This window comes from Paenarthrobacter sp. NPDC089307 (assembly GCF_040685055.1).
Lineage (GTDB): Bacteria > Actinomycetota > Actinomycetes > Actinomycetales > Micrococcaceae > Arthrobacter.
The window spans coordinates 222,926-240,341 of sequence record NZ_JBFBHE010000002.1 but is presented as its reverse complement, the minus strand read 5'-3'; the positions used below and the strand labels follow the sequence as shown (position 1 = coordinate 240,341).

General features: G+C 64.8%; 8 protein-coding genes. All 8 read left to right on the top strand.

Going from position 1 to position 17,416, the window contains the following annotated elements; genetic code table 11:
* Window positions 1-136: 136 nt before the first annotated feature.
* On the top strand, window positions 137-6,232 hold the full coding sequence (locus AB0N72_RS05045) for an Ig-like domain-containing protein (protein ID WP_363929871.1): 6,096 nt from the start codon (window positions 137-139) through the stop codon (window positions 6,230-6,232).
* 92 nt (window positions 6,233-6,324) lie between these two features.
* Complete coding sequence (locus AB0N72_RS05040) at window positions 6,325-7,296, top strand: MoxR family ATPase (protein ID WP_363929870.1); 972 nt, start codon at window positions 6,325-6,327, stop codon at window positions 7,294-7,296.
* 72 nt (window positions 7,297-7,368) lie between these two features.
* Window positions 7,369-8,769 (top strand): DUF58 domain-containing protein, encoded by a 1,401-nt coding sequence (locus tag AB0N72_RS05035; protein WP_363929869.1) that lies wholly within the window; start codon window positions 7,369-7,371, stop codon window positions 8,767-8,769.
* Complete coding sequence (locus AB0N72_RS05030) at window positions 8,766-11,276, top strand: transglutaminase-like domain-containing protein (protein WP_363929868.1); 2,511 nt, start codon at window positions 8,766-8,768, stop codon at window positions 11,274-11,276. The genes AB0N72_RS05035 and AB0N72_RS05030 overlap by 4 nt, the downstream gene beginning before the upstream one ends.
* Complete coding sequence (locus tag AB0N72_RS05025; protein WP_363929867.1) at window positions 11,266-12,873, top strand: RDD family protein; 1,608 nt, start codon at window positions 11,266-11,268, stop codon at window positions 12,871-12,873. The genes AB0N72_RS05030 and AB0N72_RS05025 overlap by 11 nt, the downstream gene beginning before the upstream one ends.
* Window positions 12,870-13,778: a protein phosphatase 2C domain-containing protein gene (locus AB0N72_RS05020; RefSeq protein ID WP_363929866.1), complete on the top strand. Its 909-nt coding sequence runs from the start codon at window positions 12,870-12,872 to the stop codon at window positions 13,776-13,778. Before AB0N72_RS05025 ends, AB0N72_RS05020 begins: the two co-directional genes overlap by 4 nt.
* The gene (locus AB0N72_RS05015) at window positions 13,765-15,711 is read left to right on the top strand and encodes a hypothetical protein (protein WP_363929865.1); all 1,947 of its coding nucleotides are present in this window, start codon (window positions 13,765-13,767) and stop codon (window positions 15,709-15,711) included. Before AB0N72_RS05020 ends, AB0N72_RS05015 begins: the two co-directional genes overlap by 14 nt.
* A complete protein-coding gene (locus tag AB0N72_RS05010) occupies window positions 15,708-17,414 on the top strand; it encodes a serine/threonine-protein kinase (RefSeq protein WP_363929864.1) in 1,707 nt (568 codons plus the stop codon). The genes AB0N72_RS05015 and AB0N72_RS05010 overlap by 4 nt, the downstream gene beginning before the upstream one ends.
* The last annotated feature ends 2 nt before the right edge of the window (window positions 17,415-17,416 follow it).

The window sequence follows — 17,416 nt, the reverse complement described above, 5'->3', positions numbered from 1 at the left end:
GGGCGCGTGGGATAGTCTTAGGGACTGAAAATTCCGCCGCCGTATGGGGGTACTGCGGAATGTACGGCTGCCGGCACATGCTGGTTGGCCTGGAAGTCGCTCGGGGGCGACTGAAAACAAAGGGAATTCTGGGGCTGTGACAACTTTCTTCGGCAAGCTGGGGCTGAAAAAGCGTCAAAACAAGAAACTCGTAGCGGGCACTGCTGCCACAGCGGCAGGTGCCCTGCTGGTCGCCGGGGCTGTGCTCTACCCGGGGTTCAAGACCACTGAGGTGGACTTGAACGACGGCGGCGTGTGGGTTGTCAGCAAAACCAAGAATGCCGTGGGTCGGTTGAACTACCCGTCCCGCGTCCTTGACGGCGCCGTAACCCCTGCGACCACGACGTTCGATGTCCTGCAGCACGACGGCAATGTCTTCGTCGATGACGAGGCAGGCTCCACCATCAACCAGGTCTCCGCCGCCAACCTCAAGCTTGGCGGCGACAAGGAACTGCCGTCGTCGTCGCAAGTCAGCTATGGTTCCACGGTCCTTTCCGTGACGGATCCGGCCCGCGGCAAGGTGTGGGCGCTTTCGCCCTCAACCGTCAACGGCTTCGATGAGGAAGGCACCGAACCGGTCCTGACCGGGTCCCAGGGCCTTGTTTCGGCCGTGGGCACCGATAACCGCATCTACACAGCCGACCCCGGCAAGGGCGAGATCACTGCCATCACGGTGGATGCCGATGGCCAGAGGACCGCCACCGATGTCACCAAGGTTGACGATCTCAAGGGTGCCGGAGACCTCCAGATCTCCGTGGTGGGCGATAAGCCGGTGGTCCTTGACGCCGCCTCGGGAAACCTCTTCCTCCCTGGCGGCCGCAAACTGCAACTGCAGGATGCCCGTGAAGCCAAGCTTCAGCAGACCAGCGAAGAGAGCAGCTTCGTGGCCATTGCTACCCGCAAAGCGCTCCTGAAGCAGCCGTTGGACGGTTCCACGGCCGCGACGGTCAACGCAGACGGTGAGGGCGTGCCCGCTGCGCCCGTGCAGGTCAGCAAATGTGTCCATGCGGCGTGGTCCGGCGCCAACAAGTACGTCCGCGATTGCGAAAATGACGCCGATGACAAGAAGAACGACGTTCCGAAGGCCAGTGCTTCCCCGAGCTACGTGTTCCGCGTGAACCGTGATCTGGTGGTCCTCAACGACGTGAACTCCGGCAGTGTGTGGCTGGTCAACCAGAACATGCAGCTGGTCAACAACTGGGACGACGTCGTCCCGCCCAAAAACCAGTCCGACGACCAGGACCAGGAGTCCGCGGACAACAACACCATCAACGTCCTGCCAGACCGCACCAAGCCGAACCGCCCGCCGGAAACCAAGCCGGACGAATTCGGTGTCCGTCCCGGCCGCACCTCTATCCTGAGCGTCCTGGACAACGACTCGGACCCCGACGGCGATGTCCTCACCGCCGCGGTGGGTGCCAACGGCCCCAAGATGGGGGCGCTGGAAAACATTTATGGAGGCTCCGCGTTCCAGATCAAGGTCCCGGCGGACGCCAAACCGGGAACGGAGGTCTTCGACTACAACGCAGCTGATGGGCGCAGCTTGTCCGCCGGCGGCAAGGTCACCCTTCACGTGGTGGCCCCGGAAGAGAACAAGCCCCCCTTCTTCAAGCGGGCCGAACCCACCACCATGCTGGTGGAACAGGGAAAGTCCGTCAGCCAGAACATCCTCACGGATTGGATGGACCCTGACGGCGATGACCTCGTACTGCTGGATGCCAAGACGGACAACGACCAGGACCAGGTGAAGGTGCGCCGGGACGGCCTGCTCACGTATCAGGATTCCGGGGCGGCACCGGGCAAGAAGAACGTCACCATCACGGTGTGGGACGGCAGGGCCACCACCACCGGCCGCATCGTGGTCAACGTGCAGCCTCCCGGTGCACTGGCTCCCGTGATCAACGCCGACCACGTGACAGCGGTGGTGGGACAGGACCTGGTGATCGCGCCGTTGAAGAACGATGTCGACCCCAACGGTGGCGCCTTGCGTGTTGCCCATGTCGAGGCCGCGGGCCCTGCCGAGCTGGGCCCGGTAACTGATGGCGGTACCTTCACGTTCCGGAGCACGACGCCCGGCCCCATCTATCTGACGTACATTGCCAGCAACGGACCACAAAGCAGCCAGGGACTCATCCGAGTGGATGTGGAGTCGGGCAAGGACGCGGGTGCTCCGGTCGCCGTGCATGACGTGGCGCTGCTGCCCGTGGGCGGGAGCGTCCTGGTGGACCCGTTGGCCAACGACTCCGATCCCTCCGGCGGCGTGCTGGTCCTGCAGTCCGTGACTGTTCCGGATGGCTCATCTGCCTCGGTCAGCGTGATCGACCACAGCGTCCTGCGCGTCACCGATGTCCTCGGCGCCAAAGACCCTTTCGTCTTCAGCTACACCATGTCAAACGGCCGCACCTCTGCCACCGGAACGGTGGGCGTGGTCCCGGTGCCGGCCCCCGCCGTCGTGGAAGCTCCCCAACCAAAACCGGACGAAGTGAACGTGCGCGTGAACGACGTCGTCACCATTCCGGTGCTGGACAACGATACCCATCCGCAGGGCGAAGAGCTGTCCGTGGACCCTGTCCTGGCGCAGACCATTCCCGAAGAGGACGGAAAGGCCTTTATCTCGGAGAAGACCTTGCGCTTCATTGCCGGTCCCACGCCAAAAACTGTTCGCGCCATCTACAACGCCGTTGATCCGCAGGGCCAGAAGAGCGCTGCCGCCGTGACCATCCACATCCTTCCGCTGGAAGGCACCCAGAACTCACGGCCGCAGCCGCAAAACCTGACAGCCCGTGTGGTTGCCGGCGGCAGCGTCCGTATTCCGGTTCCGCTGGACGGCATCGATCCCGACGGCGATTCGGTCCAGCTCACCGGCATCGACAGTACGCCCACCATGGGAACTGCGACGGCGGGCAGCAGCTTTATCGATTTCGTCGCCGCTGGTGACGGTGCAGGAACAGACACCTTCCGGTACAAGGTGATCGACCGCCAAGGTGCGGTCAACACCGGAACGGTGACTGTCGGCGTCGCGCCCCGTGGCGAGAACAACCAGAAGCCCGCTCCCGTCGATGACGAAGTGAAAGTCCGCCCCGGCCGCCAGATCGCCGTCGACGCCACCGCCAACGACACCGATCCCGACGGCGACATCATTCGTATCCTCACGGACAGCATTGAAGCCGATGCGGGCCTGGACGCCCATGTCAGCAAGACCAGTGGACGCATATTGGTTACCGCACCCGCGGCAGAAGGCACCGTGAACGTCCGCTACTCCGTGGCCGATGACCGTGACGCCGTGGGACAAGCCAGCATCCGCGTGGTGGTCAAAAACGACATCCCGCTGCAGGCGCCCATCGCCCGTGACGACCGCGTGACCTCTGCGCAGACCCTTGGGAAGACGGCAGTTGATGTGCCCGTCCTCAAGAACGACGAGGACCCTGACGGCGTAGGTGAGAACCTCAAGGTCAGCACCGACGCAACCACCGCGCGCCCGGGACCCGAAGGCAACGTGATCGTCGAGCTCACCGAGCAGCCCCAACTGGTTCCCTACACCGTGGAAGACGTGGACGGGCAGAAGTCCACCGCCATCATCTGGGTACCGGGCATCGGCCAGCAGGTACCGACCCTCGCCAAAGATGAGGTCATCGAACTGGTTTCGGGCCAGTCCGTGACTGTTGACTTGGCGGAGTGGGTCAAGGTCCGCGAGGGCCGCTCGCCACGGCTGACCCAGACCGACCGCATCAAGCTCATCGGTGCCGACGGCGCGGACCCTGTCGCCAACGGGGGAACGGGCCTGAAGTACACCGCCGGAGCCGAGTACGTTGGCCCAGGCTCCATCAGTTTCGAAGTGACTGATGGAACCGGGCCGGACGATCCCAACGGCCTGAAGTCGACCTTGAGCATCCGAACCAAGGTGCTGCCGGATCCCAACAAGAACAACCCGCCTGTCCTGCTGGGCAGCGACGTGGACGTTCCCAGGGGCGACTCGGCAAGCCTGGACCTTGAAAAGCTGACGTCCGATCCCGACTCCGACGACGTCCGGAACATGAACTACGAGCTGACAGGCGCTGCCACAGGGGGCTTCAAGGTGGCAGTTGAGGGCAAGACCCTCAAGGTCTCCGCGGAGGACTCCGTCCAGATCGGGCAGTCAGGCACAGTCCAGGTCAAGGCCAAGGATCGCCGTGGCCTCGAGGCCGTTGCCACCTACAAGCTCTCGCTCTCCGCGTCCAACCGGCCCAAGCCCGTGGCCAATGACGACGCCGAACCGGACGCGCAATCCGGCAAGCCCGTCACGGTCAACGTGCTGGCCAATGATTCCAATCCGTTCCCGGATACGCCGTTGAAGATTGTCTCGGCTGTCACAGAGACCGGGCAAGGCACAGCTGAGCCCGGCGGCGACAGCGTGACGGTGACACCCGCGGGCGGCTTCACCGGCACCATGGTTGTGGCCTACACGGTGCAGGACAAGACGGGTGAGATCTCCCGTTATGCCACGGCGCGCATCCGCTTGACCGTCAAGGACAAACCGGCTGCACCCTCTACGCCCCTGGCCCAAAGCGTTGGGGACCAAACGGCGTTGCTCACATGGAATGCTCCTGCGGACCGTGGCTCACCCATCACCAAGTACACGGTGTACGGCGAGAACGGCTTCAAGCAGGATTGCCCGGCAAACACCTGCACCCTGACTGGCCTGACCAACAACGTGAAGTACCACTTTGCGGTCACCGCCACGAATGCCATCAACGAATCCGAACGCTCCCCGGTTTCCGCAGAGGTCCGCCCGGACGTCAAGCCCGACACCCCGGTGGCGCCTACGCTGAAGTTCGGCGACAAGCAGCTGTCCGTTGCATGGGTTCCCCCTGCCAGCAAGGGCTCTCCCATCAAGTCCTACGATCTTGAGATTTCACCGGCTCCTGCCGGGCAAAATCCCCAGATCCAGAACCTGACGGGCAACAGCCACGTCTGGACGGGCCTGACCAACGGCGTGGCCTACAAGGTCCGGGTCCTGGCCCGCAACGATGCCAAGGATCCTTCCGAGTGGAGCACCTACTCCGCTGCGGAGACTCCGGCCGGCGTGCCTGCCACCCCTGCTGCTCCGTCCGTATCCGGAGCTGGCTCCGTAGGCAGCCAGAGCCAGTTGCAGGTCAGCTGGACAGCGCCGAACAACAATGGCGACGCCGTGTCCACGTACACATTGACCACCTACCGTGGTGGCGCCGTCGTGGGTTCGCAGGCAGTAGCAGCGACCTCCCAGAACGTCACCGTGGATAACTCCGAGGCCGATTATTCGTTTACGGTATCGGCCACGAACAAGGCCGGAGTCAGCGGTGTGAGCCAGCAGTCCAATGCCATCCGTGCCGCAGGCAAGCCCGGAATGGTGGGCGCGCCGTCGGCAGCACTGGTGGGGACAAACGCCGACGGCGGCAAGATCCGCGTCGCCTTCAACCCGCTCAGCGCGGCGGAACGGAACGGCGCCAACGCCAACGAGATCAGCTACCGCTACGCCCTGACGTCCGGCGCCGGCACTGGCGCGATTCCGGCGGGCGGTGGAGACGTGGCAGCGCCGAACGGCAGCGACACCGCTGTTGTGGTGTGGGCGATCTCGAGCCGTAACCCGACACCCGGGGACCGAAGCCCGGCATCCAATACCGTCAATCCCTATGGCCTTGCCTTCGCTCCCACCGTCAGTGGCAGCAAGAGCAGTGGCGTGGGTGACAAGACGGTGTCCTGGACCTGGAACGCTCCCAACGGCAACGGCCGTCCGGTAACGGGCTACCAGTACAGCCTCGACGGCGGGGGATGGACCAATACTGACCAGCGGAGCTTCTCCAAGACTGTTGGATTCAGCGAAACGCACACTCTGCAGGTCCGTGCGGTCAGCGGCGGACAGCCGGGTCGGGTAGGCAGCGATACCTCGCGCAGTGGTGCGGAGCCGCCACCCCCGCAGCCTCCGGCAGGCGAGATCAGGGCGCACAACAACACCTGCCCCGGAAAGCCCGGGCAAACCGATACTTACAACCCCAGCGGACCGAGCTGTGGCGTTGGCTGGGTCTCCAGTTCGGAAGGGTGGTTGAACGTCGACTGCACCAAGGACATCTACAGCAACGGCACCCCTTGGTACCGGGTGACCCAAGGCAGCCACCCCGGATGGTACGTGAAGTCCACCACTGTGGATCTTCGGGGAACAAAGCCGGGCGGCTGCTAGACCTCCGCAAGCACCAAGACAACAACATCCCAAAAACCCGATAACCCAACACCCCACACCCCACACCCAACAAAAAGGAACAGGATCAACCGATGACCATGACAAACGAGCAGGCCGCGTGGTTTGCAGAAACGTTCGAGAAGCTCGTTGCCAACGTGGGCCAAGCCGTTCTGGGCAAGGAACACGTCATCCGGTTGACGTTCACCGCAATGCTGGCCGAGGGCCACGTCCTCTTTGAAGATGCACCGGGCACGGGCAAGACCTCCCTTGCCCGTGCACTGGCCGCCACCGTGCAGGGTTCGCACAACCGCATCCAGTTCACGCCTGACCTTCTGCCCTCCGATGTCACGGGTGTGACCATCTATGACCAGAAGACCCAGAAGTTCGAGTTCCACAAGGGCCCGGTGTTCAACAACATCGTCCTTGCTGACGAAATCAACCGGGCTTCCCCGAAGACCCAGTCCGCGCTGCTTGAAGTCATGGAAGAGTCCCGGGTTACCGTGGACGGCACCACGTACGAGGCAGGCAGGCCGTTCATGGTGCTGGCCACCCAGAACCCCATCGAGCAGGCCGGCACCTACCGTCTTCCGGAAGCCCAGCTGGACCGCTTCCTGATCAAGACCTCCATCGGCTACCCGGACCACGCTTCCACGGTCCGGTTGCTCGGCGGGGCAAACCTGAAGGACCGGTCCAAGGACCTCTCGGCCTTGATCACCACCCAGGCTGTTGCCGATATGGCTGACCTGGCAGCCACCACCCACGTGGACACGGCCGTGCTCGAATACATCTCGCGCCTGTGCGAGGAGACCCGCAACGCCTCCGAAACCCGTTTGGGTGTCTCCGTGCGTGGTGCGCTGGCGATGGTCCGTGCTGCCAAGGTGTGGGCTGCGGGTCAGGGCCGGAACTTCGTGCTGCCGGACGACGTCAAGGAACTGGCTCCCGTGGTATGGACGCACCGCTTGGTGATGGACCCGGAGGCAGAGTTCTCCGGCGCCACGCCGGAGGTCGTGCTTTCGCGCGTCCTCGCAGAAGTTGCTGCCCCGCAGCAACGCGCCACCGCCTAAGCCGGAACGGCCTGCCGCGGCAGGCAACAAGCGCATTTCTTCCTCGCACCCAGTTCGAACAAAGGTCCCCACATGTCCTCCAGCAAACCCCTGACCAGGGCTGCTGATTCGCTGAAGCGTGCCACGTCGGCACTTGGCGGCAGCATGCGTGCCATGCGTGGCTCCGGCAATGAAGCAGGCCGCCCCGGCGCTCCCAAAAAGCCTGGAAAAACCAGGAAACTGCACCCTGCAGCGGTGTGGGCCGAGGCCGCCGGAACGGCCGGGGAATTCCTGGCGCCGGCCTGGGACAGAGTCCGCGCCGTGTGGCACCGCTACGTTTGGCCCGTGCTCTCCGTTGTCAGCCTGCTCGGCTGGGTGGTCCTGGCTGCGGCCATCGCCCTTTGGTGGGCGGGGCAGGCCTGGGGCTGGCAGGAAGCGAAGTCGGCGGCTTTGGTGGCCTTCCTGCTCTTCCTCCTGGCGATCGGTTTCATTGTGGGGCGCTCGGCTTACGGCGTAATACTCGATCTGGCCCGCACCCGCGTGGCCGTGGGCGATGACGCCGTGGGAAGCATCGCGGTATCCAACGTTTCCACACGCCCCCTGCTGCCTGCCGCGCTGGAACTGCCCGTGGGTGCCAATACGGCCGTTTTCCATCTGCCCCGCATGAAGCCGGCCCAGGTACACGAGGACCTGTTCACCATTCCCACAGCCCGCCGCGCAGTGATCGTGGTGGGCCCGGTCCGTTCCGTCCGCGCCGACCCGCTCCACCTGCTGCGGCGCCGGGTGCTCTGGACCGAGCCCGTGGACCTGTTCGTACACCCGCGCACAGTTGCCCTGGGTGGTTCCGCCGCCGGTTTCATCCGCGACCTTGAGGGCATGCCCACCACGGAGCTATCCAGCGCCGATGTCTCTTTCCACGCCCTGCGCGACTACGTGCCAGGCGATGACCGCCGGCACATCCACTGGAAGACCACTGCCCGCACCAACAAGCTCATGGTCCGCCAGTTCGAGGAGACCCGCCGGGCACACCTTGCCATTTCCCTGTCGATCAACACCGATGAGTACGACTCCGAGGCAGAGTTTGAGATGGCCATCTCCGTGGCGGCATCCATTGGCCGGCAGGCCATCAGCGAACAGCGCGACCTGGACGTACTGACCCAAAAGGGGCCCCTCCGCTGTGAAACCGGCCGCAACCTGCTGGACGACATGACCCGGATCGTCGGGGCACCCATGCGGAAGACCGCCGTCGACCTCGCCCGTACCCTTTCCGATACTGTCCCGAACGCCTCAGTGGTGTTCTTCGTGGTGGGCAGCCACGTGACGGCCACCCAGTTGCGTTCGGCCGCTGCGTCCGTCCCGCCGGGAGTCCGCAGCCTTGCCGTCCGCGTACAACCGGGCGCGGCGCCGTCGAGGGCCAACATTGCGGACCTGACCGTCCTGACGGTCGGCGACCTTGACGATCTCGCCATTGTTCTTCGAAAGGCGGCAGCATGAGCACCGCACCCAACCTCCGCGTCCGGCCGCGTGCGGAAAGGTCCGGCAAGACCAGCGCCGCCGCCAGGAAACGCGCTGCCGGGGGATCGGTCTTCTCCGACGACCGCCCGTTGTGGCACTTCTTCGTGGATTGCGGCGCCCTGGTGGTGCTGCTGTTCCTGGGTGTCCTTGGCTTCACCTTGAGTTTCGGTGGTGACGCACGCTTCCTCGTTGCAGGTTTGGGCGGGGTGGTCCTCGGGCTCGGCATCGCCGTCCTGAATGCACACTTGCGTCTGGGCCTGCTGATCACCACGGCCGTGGCGTTCGGCGCCTACATGCTCTTCGGGTCCGCATTGGCAGTGCCGGATTCGGCGGTGCTCGGCTTCCTGCCCAGCCTCGATTCCCTCCGGACGCTCCTTTTGGGCATTGTGTTTTCCTGGAAGGACATGCTCACGGTGGGCGTTCCCGTGGGCACGGCGAACGGCATGCTGATCGTGCCTTTCCTGAGTTCGCTGCTCACCGCACTGGCGGCCGGGCTCCTGACCTGGCGGCTGAAGAGCCCGTACTGGCCGTTGCTGCCGGTGCTGGTCCTTTTCGTCACGGGCATCGCCTTCAGCACAAGCACGGCTTTCCTGAACGTGGAGCGCGGTGTGTCCCTGACCATCGTGTCGATCGTTTGGGCGACGTTCCGGCGTGAGGTGCTCCGCCAGCGGAGCACCAGGACTGTTTCGGCCAACAGGCCGGATTCCGACGCCGGTGCGGCCCGCCGCGGCCAGCTGCGCCGCTTGGGGACTGCAGCGGCAGTCATCGCCGTGGCGGTTGGCGTAACAGCCATCGCGTCTCCCTTGGTGACGGCAAGCGATGACCGGAAGGTGCTCCGCAACACGATCGTCCCGCCGTTCGACCCCCGCGATTACATCACCCCGCTGGCGAGCTTCCGCAATTTCGTCAAGGACGAGAAAGACGCCACGCTGTTCACGGTGAAGGGCCTGCCAAAGGACGCCCGTGTCCGGCTCGCGGCGCTGGATGCGTTCAATGGCCTGAACTACACCATGGATCCGAACAGCTCCGGCAACTTCAGCAAGGTGGGCGACGCCAAGTCGCTCAATACCCTGGCTGATTCCGGAAGCCCTGTGGAGGGCACCAACTACACGCTGGACATCACCGTGGAGGACTACCAGGGGTACTTCGTTCCCGGCGGCCGCCACACCACTGGGATGAGCTTCGCGGATACTTCCGGCGCGGCGTCCGGCCTCTACTTCAATGCCGGTACCGACACTGCAGTGACCACGAAGGGACTGGGCAAGGGCGAGAACTACACGGTCCAGGTCTCCGATCCTGGCACTTTGGAGCACGGTCAGCTCACCCAGTACGACTTCGCCAAACTCACGCTGCCCGACGCCGAGGAAGTGCCGCCGATCGTGGCCTCGCAGGCCAACGAGTTGTCCGCCGACGCCCCCACCGCGATCGACCGTGTCCGGCAGATCGAGGCCCACTTCCAAAAGAGCGGCGCCTTCAGCAACGGCCTGGTGGCGGACGGGCAGCTTCCCAGCCTCCCTGGCCACAGCGCAGCCCGTATCCGCAACATGCTCTCGGCCAAGCAGATGCTGGGCGATGATGAGCAGTACGCCGTGGCCATGTCGCTCATGCTCCGCCATCTGGGCATTCCCTCGCGCGTGGTCATGGGGTTCTACCCGGACCCCAAGAGCCCGGAAAACGGGGCAGGCGACGTCAAGATCACGGGCAAGGACGTCCACGCCTGGGTAGAGGTGGCATTTGACCGCGTGGGTTGGGTCTCCTTCGACCCCACCCCGCCCAAGGACAACATCCCCATTCCGCCGGACCCGCAGAACAAGTCCAAGCCCAAGCCGCAGGTCCTTCAACCGCCGCCCCCGCCGCAGGAGCCCGCGGATCTCCCGCCGGACTCCACACCGGACGCGCTGGATGCGGACGAGAAAAAGAACAACCCGTGGCTTTTCTGGGGACCGCTGCTGGCCGCCATCGGTGTCGCCTTGATTCCCTTGGGGATCCTCGCCGTGCCGTTGCTATTGATCCTCCTGTTGAAGTCACGACGCCGGAAGGCCCGTTTCCGTGATGGCCACCCGGCCCAGCGGGTCGGAGCAGGGTGGAGCGAGGTCTTGAGCCTTGTCACCGATATGGGGGCGTCGATCGACACCAGGTCCACGCGGCGGGAATCCGCTTCGGTGATCGCCGATGCCTTCCCCACCGCGGGGAACACCACCACCATGCTGGCCCACCGTGCCGACGCTGCCGTGTTCGGCGCGGGGCAGCCAAGTGAGTCGGAGGTCAAGGAATACTGGGAAATCGTGGACTCGTCGCTTACCGACATCACCGGAAGCGTTGGTTTCTGGAAGCGGCAGCAGGCACGGTTCTCCCCGCGTTCGTTGTTGTCGGACGGCAGGGCAGCGCTCCGCCGTCGGAAACAAGGCCCCACCGCACCGGGCGCGCGGCGCTTGGCGCTGCCCTTCACCAAGAACACCACGAAGGACACCACGGATGAACAGTGACGCGGAACTTTGCCCGGCATGCCGGCACGCCGTCCGTCCCGGGGCGGCGTTCTGCAACCAATGTGGATCGCCGTTGAACAACCGCGGTGCCCGCAAGGAAGGCAACATCAACCACGCCCAAAGGGCTGCGCTGGAGTTCGCCAACCGGCAGGGCCTGCCCGATCCCGGTAGTATCTCCGTAGTATCGGCGCCAGCAGCGCCGATGCATCCGGGAACAAGTACCGTTCCGGACAGCATGCCGGGGCCAGGGGGAGGGACCAACATGACCACCAAGCTCGAACTGGTGCCCGCCTCCGCGGGCAAGCGTCTTGGCGCTGCCGTCCTGGACTGGTTGGGGCCAGTGGCTGTCCTGGCAACGACATTCGCCATCGGCATCGCGGGCATCACGCAGACGCGCCGCAACGGTTTCATCGTCTATGACACCGGTTTGCTGGTCCTCCTTGGCAGCATCGGCCTGGGCGTCACGGTGGTCTACACCTTTGTCCTCCTCGGGCTCGAAGCCAAGTCCGGAAATACCATTGGAAACCAGCTCATGGGCATCCGCAGTGCCGATGCCGACGGCTACGCTCCCGGCGCGGGTGCGGTCTTCGTCCGGGGGATCCTCACCGGGGGCTTCCTTATTGTGGGCTCCCTGGCCGCCGTCATCCTCTCGGCGCTGGGTTTGTTGGGCCTTGTTGTGTGGATCGCCTTGCCGCTCATGGTGCTGGGCGTTGTGTGGGCCGTCCTGGTGGTCATTTCCAATGCCTGGGACAAGGATGGCAAACTGCGGGGCTGGCACGACAAAGCGGCCAAGTCCTTGGTGTTCGATGTCAACGCAGGCCGCAACCCTGTAACTTCCGGAGGCATCCAGGGTCCATACAGCTTTGCACCCATGGACCTGCCGCCTGTCCAACCGGTCGCCTCTCCAGTGCCGACCAGTCGCCCGGCTGCCGCCGCACAATCCGCCTCTGCGCACGCAGCGCCAACCCATACAGCGCCAGCAGCACCCACACAGCTTGCCTCGGCAGGGTCTGTTGCACCGGCGTCGCCGGTTGCGTCGCCCCTTGCTTCGCCGGTGCAGCCGTCGCATGATCCCAACCAGTGGCGTCCTCCGACGCCGCCGCGCCAGGTTTCGCCAACACCTGGCGTGCAGCCTGCACCCCAGCATTCTGTGCCGCCCCAGGCCGCGGCCGGGTTTCAGCCCCCGGCAGTGCCGCAGCCGGCTGCAGCCCATCCGGACGACGACGTCGAACGCACCCAGATGCGTCCCGGAACCGCCCGTGCGCAGGCAGTGCTGCGGATTCGGATTGACGACGGCCAGGATGTCCAGCTTGGGGGGAGCGTCCTGCTTGGCCGCAACCCTGCTCCGCAGCCGGGGGAGACTGTGGAGCAGCTCTTGCCTGTATCGGATCCCGGCCGGTCCATTTCCAAAACCCACCTTCATCTCCGGGTTGATGGCGATGGCGTGTGGGTGACGGACCGCAATTCCACCAATGGCAGTGCTGTTACCGCTTCCGACGGCATACAGACCAGGCTCCAACCGGGCGAAGCAGTCTTCGTCCGGCCCGGTTCCACAGTTCACTTCGGGGACCGTTCCTTCCACCTAGGACAAGCATGAATTTCCAGCCGGCCACCCCCGCCAATGCCGACGCCGGCCCGTCCGCAGGCGGGACCGCCTTTCGCCTGAGTTATGGCTACGGAACCGACCGCGGCCTTCGTCGCGAGCTGAATGAGGATTCGTTCATCGCGGCCGACCCGGTTTTCGCCGTGGCCGACGGCATGGGCGGACATGAGGCAGGCGAGATCGCCAGCGGCATGTGCGTCCGCACCCTGGGCAGCGCCCCTGAGTTGGCGTCCGGTGTGCGAACGGCTTCTGCGGCGGACCTCCAGGCGTGCCTCCTGAAGGCCGACGCCGCCATCCGCGAAGCAACGGGGGCCCGCGCCGGAACCACGCTGTCCGGCGTGGTGGTGGTGGAACAGATGGGCTTGCCGTACTGGCTGGTCATGAACATCGGAGATTCGCGCACCTACAGGCTCAGCCAGGGTGAATTCGCCCAGATCAGTGTTGACCACTCGGAGGTCCAGGAACTCGTGGACTCGGGCGACATCACCTCCGAACAGGCCGCGGTCCATCCGCGCCGGCACGTTGTCACCCGCGCACTGGGCACCGGGGACGAGACCGAAGCGGACTTCTGGTTGCTGCCTATCCAGGAAGGCGACCGGATCATGGTCTGCTCCGACGGCCTCAATGGCGAACTCGGTGATGACCACATGTTCCGGATCCTGAGCACAGTTGCCCATCCGCAGGACGCCGTGGACGCGCTCATCCAGGCCGCGCTGCGGAGCGGCGGACGGGACAACGTAACCGTCATTGTGGTTGACGCCAAAAACGTACTGAACGACGCCGGTATCGCCATTACGGCCCCCCGCCCGGAAGTCGGGTCCGACGTTGAGGAGGACACCCTCCCCAAGGCCTGGGTGAACGGAACCGACCAGGAGGAAGGCAGTGATGGCGAGCAGTAATCTCCTGGCCCTTACCCGTTACCGGCAGGGGGAGTGGTTTGGCGTTGTCCGTAACGGCACCATGGTGCTTCTTGGCCCTGAGACACCGCACGCCTTGATCGATACCGTCTGGGAGTTACTGGACTCCGCTCCGGAGGCCCACGAAGTCCTGCACGAGGTCACCGAAGCCTTCGGTGTTTCCCTCAGCCGGATCCCGCCCTTTGGGATCATAGATTCGAAGGACGCGCTCCGGGTGTTCCTCCGGGGCGACCTTGAACTGTTGGTGCAGTTGGGCGGCGGTCGCGAACACCTCACGGGCCGGGACGTCACCACCTGGACCGAACGCCGCATCGTTGGAGCCACCTCGTTCAGCCTTCATATCGGTGCGTCGCCGAGCGACGGCACGGACGGGCCACTCCTGGATACCCTTCCGTTGAAGGACGGTGTGGTGTTGTTGGCTTCGTTGGAGGCTGCCGGCCAGGATGCAGTGGCTGGTGCGCCAGCCAGGGCGGGGGAGAAGCCACAGGCTGGGGACGAGCCCGCTACGGCGAATGCGCTATCAACGCCCACACAGCCCCCGGCGCCACCCAAGCCTGAGGCCGTATCCGATGTAGCCGTATCCGATGAAACGATGATCGGCTACACCGATGCCGATCTCGGGCTGACCATCGCACCAGGACAGGCACACGCTTCCGCAGAGTCCACTTCTGTCGAGTCCACTTCTGTCGATCCCACTTCCGCGGAGCCCACTTCCGCGGAGCCTTCTGCAGGGCCGGATTCCAGTGCGGACGCTCCCTTTGAGGAGCCTGCCGCGGTCGGGCACGTTGCCGTGGTTGAAGCGGAGGGGGAGGATCCGGTTTCCCAGGCAGAGCCCGAGGCGGCGGAGGGAACCGGGACGGACGTCGAAACGGCGTCACCGGATCCTGCGCCCGATGAAGAAGCCGACGCTCCTGGCGATCAAGATGCTGTGGATGTCCCGGTCCACACCAGTACGACGGATCCCGTAAGCCCGTCGCTTGAAAACACCACCAATTACGACCATTTGTGGGACAAGACTGTGATGCGCACGATCGAAGACGCCGCAGTCCGCCTGCACAGCGACTCCGACGACCACGACGCTCCCGTCAGCCAGTCGCCCGGCCCGCAACCGCCGTCGGCTCCTGAAACACCATCCGGGACGGAGCAGACTGCTGCTGAACCGCTGAACGTACCACTGAACGTTCCACCCGCGCCCACGTCGGCACCTGCAGCCGGGCAAAGCGATTCGCCCGGCGGCGGACTGATTGATTCGGTGCCGTGGCTGCGCGGTGGGCCGTCCTCGCCCCCGCCGGCTGATCCGGCACCCCAGGTACCTGCAGCGTGGACGCCTGCCCCCGCCGGCGTCCCCATGGACGAAGACTCGGACCACGACGGCCAGACCATCATGAAAAGCAGCCTGGCCCGGGTTGATGACGCCGGGCTTGGCGGGACGGCCGGGGATGCTGCGTCTCTCAATGGTCCCAGCGTGTTGGCCAGGGTCTGTTCGAAAGGCCATGCCAACCCGCCCACGTACCCTCTGTGTTCGGTGTGCGGAGTGCCCATCAGCGGGGATGCAGTTCACGTCCCGCGCCCCCGCCTGGGCCGCATGCGGCTTTCCACAGGGGAGCTGATTGATCTTGACCAGTCCCTCATCATCGGACGCCAACCGTCGGTTTCCCGGGTCCAAGGTGGAACCATGCCCCGGCTGGTCCAGGTGGAGAGCCCCGGCGGGGACATCTCCCGTTCCCACGTGGAGGTCCGGCTTGAAGGGTGGCACGTCATGCTGTGCGACCTGAAGGCGACCAACGGCACCGTACTGATCCGCGAGGGCCAAGCACCCCGCAGGCTTGCCCAAAACGAGATGGCCATATTGCTGGACGGCGATATCGCTGAGCTCGGCGACGACATTTCATTGCGTTTCGAGGAGATTCTTTGAGTTCCAAGAGGCCCCCGGCCCCGCCTCCACCCATCCCGGGATTCAAGTACATCAGCCTGCTTGGCTCCGGCGGCTTCTCCGATGTGTACCTTTACGAGCAAGACCGGCCGCGCCGGAAAGTAGCGGTCAAGGTGCTGCTGTCCGACCTCAAGACCGAAGGGGCCCGCCGCCGCTTCGAGTCCGAGGCCAACCTCATGGCGCAGTTGTCCTCGCACCCCTACATCGTCACGATCTTCGAAGCCGAAATTACCGAAAGCGGACACTCCTACCTGGCCATGGAGTACTGCTCGCGGCCCAGCCTTGACGTCCGTTACAGGCGCCAGCGCTTCAGCGTGGACGAAGTCCTGGCCGTCGGCATCCAGGTGGCGTCCGCCGTCGAGACCGCGCACCGGGCCGGAATCGTGCACCGGGACATCAAGCCCGCCAACATCCTGGTGACCGACTACAACCGTCCGGCGCTGACGGACTTCGGCATCTCGGGCACCATTGGCGCCGACACCGAAGACGACGCCGGCATGTCCATCCCGTGGTCGCCGCCCGAACAGTTCCGTGGTGGCGCCGTGGAGGGTGTTCCCGTGGACATCTGGGCCTTGGGAGCGACCCTCTACACCCTGCTGGCTGGGCGTTCGCCTTTTGTCCTCCCGGGACAGGACAATTCGCAGCGCGAATTGATCTCCCGCATCACCAACGCGCCCCTGCCAAGGCTCGGCCGCGCGGACGTTCCGGAGTCCCTGGAACTCGTCCTCGCAACGGCCATGGCGAAGTCTCCAGGGTCGCGCTACTCGTCCGCCCACGCCTTCGCATTGGCGCTGCAGCGCATCCAGACCGAGCTGAACCTGTCCGTCACGCCGTTCGAGGTGCTGGAGGAACCGGGCCACGCGGAGGAACAGCACCCGGATGACAACGTCGAGGAAACCCGCGTCCGCAGCATCGCCTCGATTGATCCTGACGCTTCCGGAACGGCTACCACCGGTTCTGCGCCTACCTTCCCGGCGCGGACATTCCCGTCCACCGTTCCAGGCAGCGCTCCGCAAGTACCTAAAGCGCTGACAACCCGGCCAAACCCGCCACAGCAAGTACCAACCCAACAGCCCGTCCCGCACTTCCAAGCGCCGCAGCCTGCCGTGCACGAACACGATTCCGCGGAGTCCACCGTGCTTCGCGGCTGGCAGCCATCGGGCAGGCAGGACCACGTTGACGACACCGTCAGCCGCTCGGCGTCGCAGGCGGCCCCGGACATCGAGGAAGAGGCGCCGGCTGTTGACCACAGCAAGCGCAACCTGTGGCTGGCGGCCACCGGCGCCGCGGTCCTGGTTGTGGCCATTGTGGTGGGAGTTGTGCTGGGGGGCCAGGCCCAGCCGAAGGTTGCACCCACGGAGTCGGTGAGCAAGAAGCCCGCGGATGCGGTCAGTGATGGCGGCGTACCGGAAGTAACGGACATAACCTACGAAGTCCAGGGTGGGGGTACAGGCGTGCCCTTGGTTGTCTTTCGTTGGAACAGCCCGGACTGGAAGGTCACCGATACCTTCAAGTGGCGCCTGAAATCAGCAAAATCCGAGGGCGAGTACGAGTCGACATCCGATCTTTACGCCATCGTCACCGGACATACCGAACGGCCACTTTGTATCCAGGTCATCATGGTTCGCGCCGATGGCGCGGCCTCACCTGGCGGCCCTGACTCCATTGCCTGTGTGGAGAAATAGCG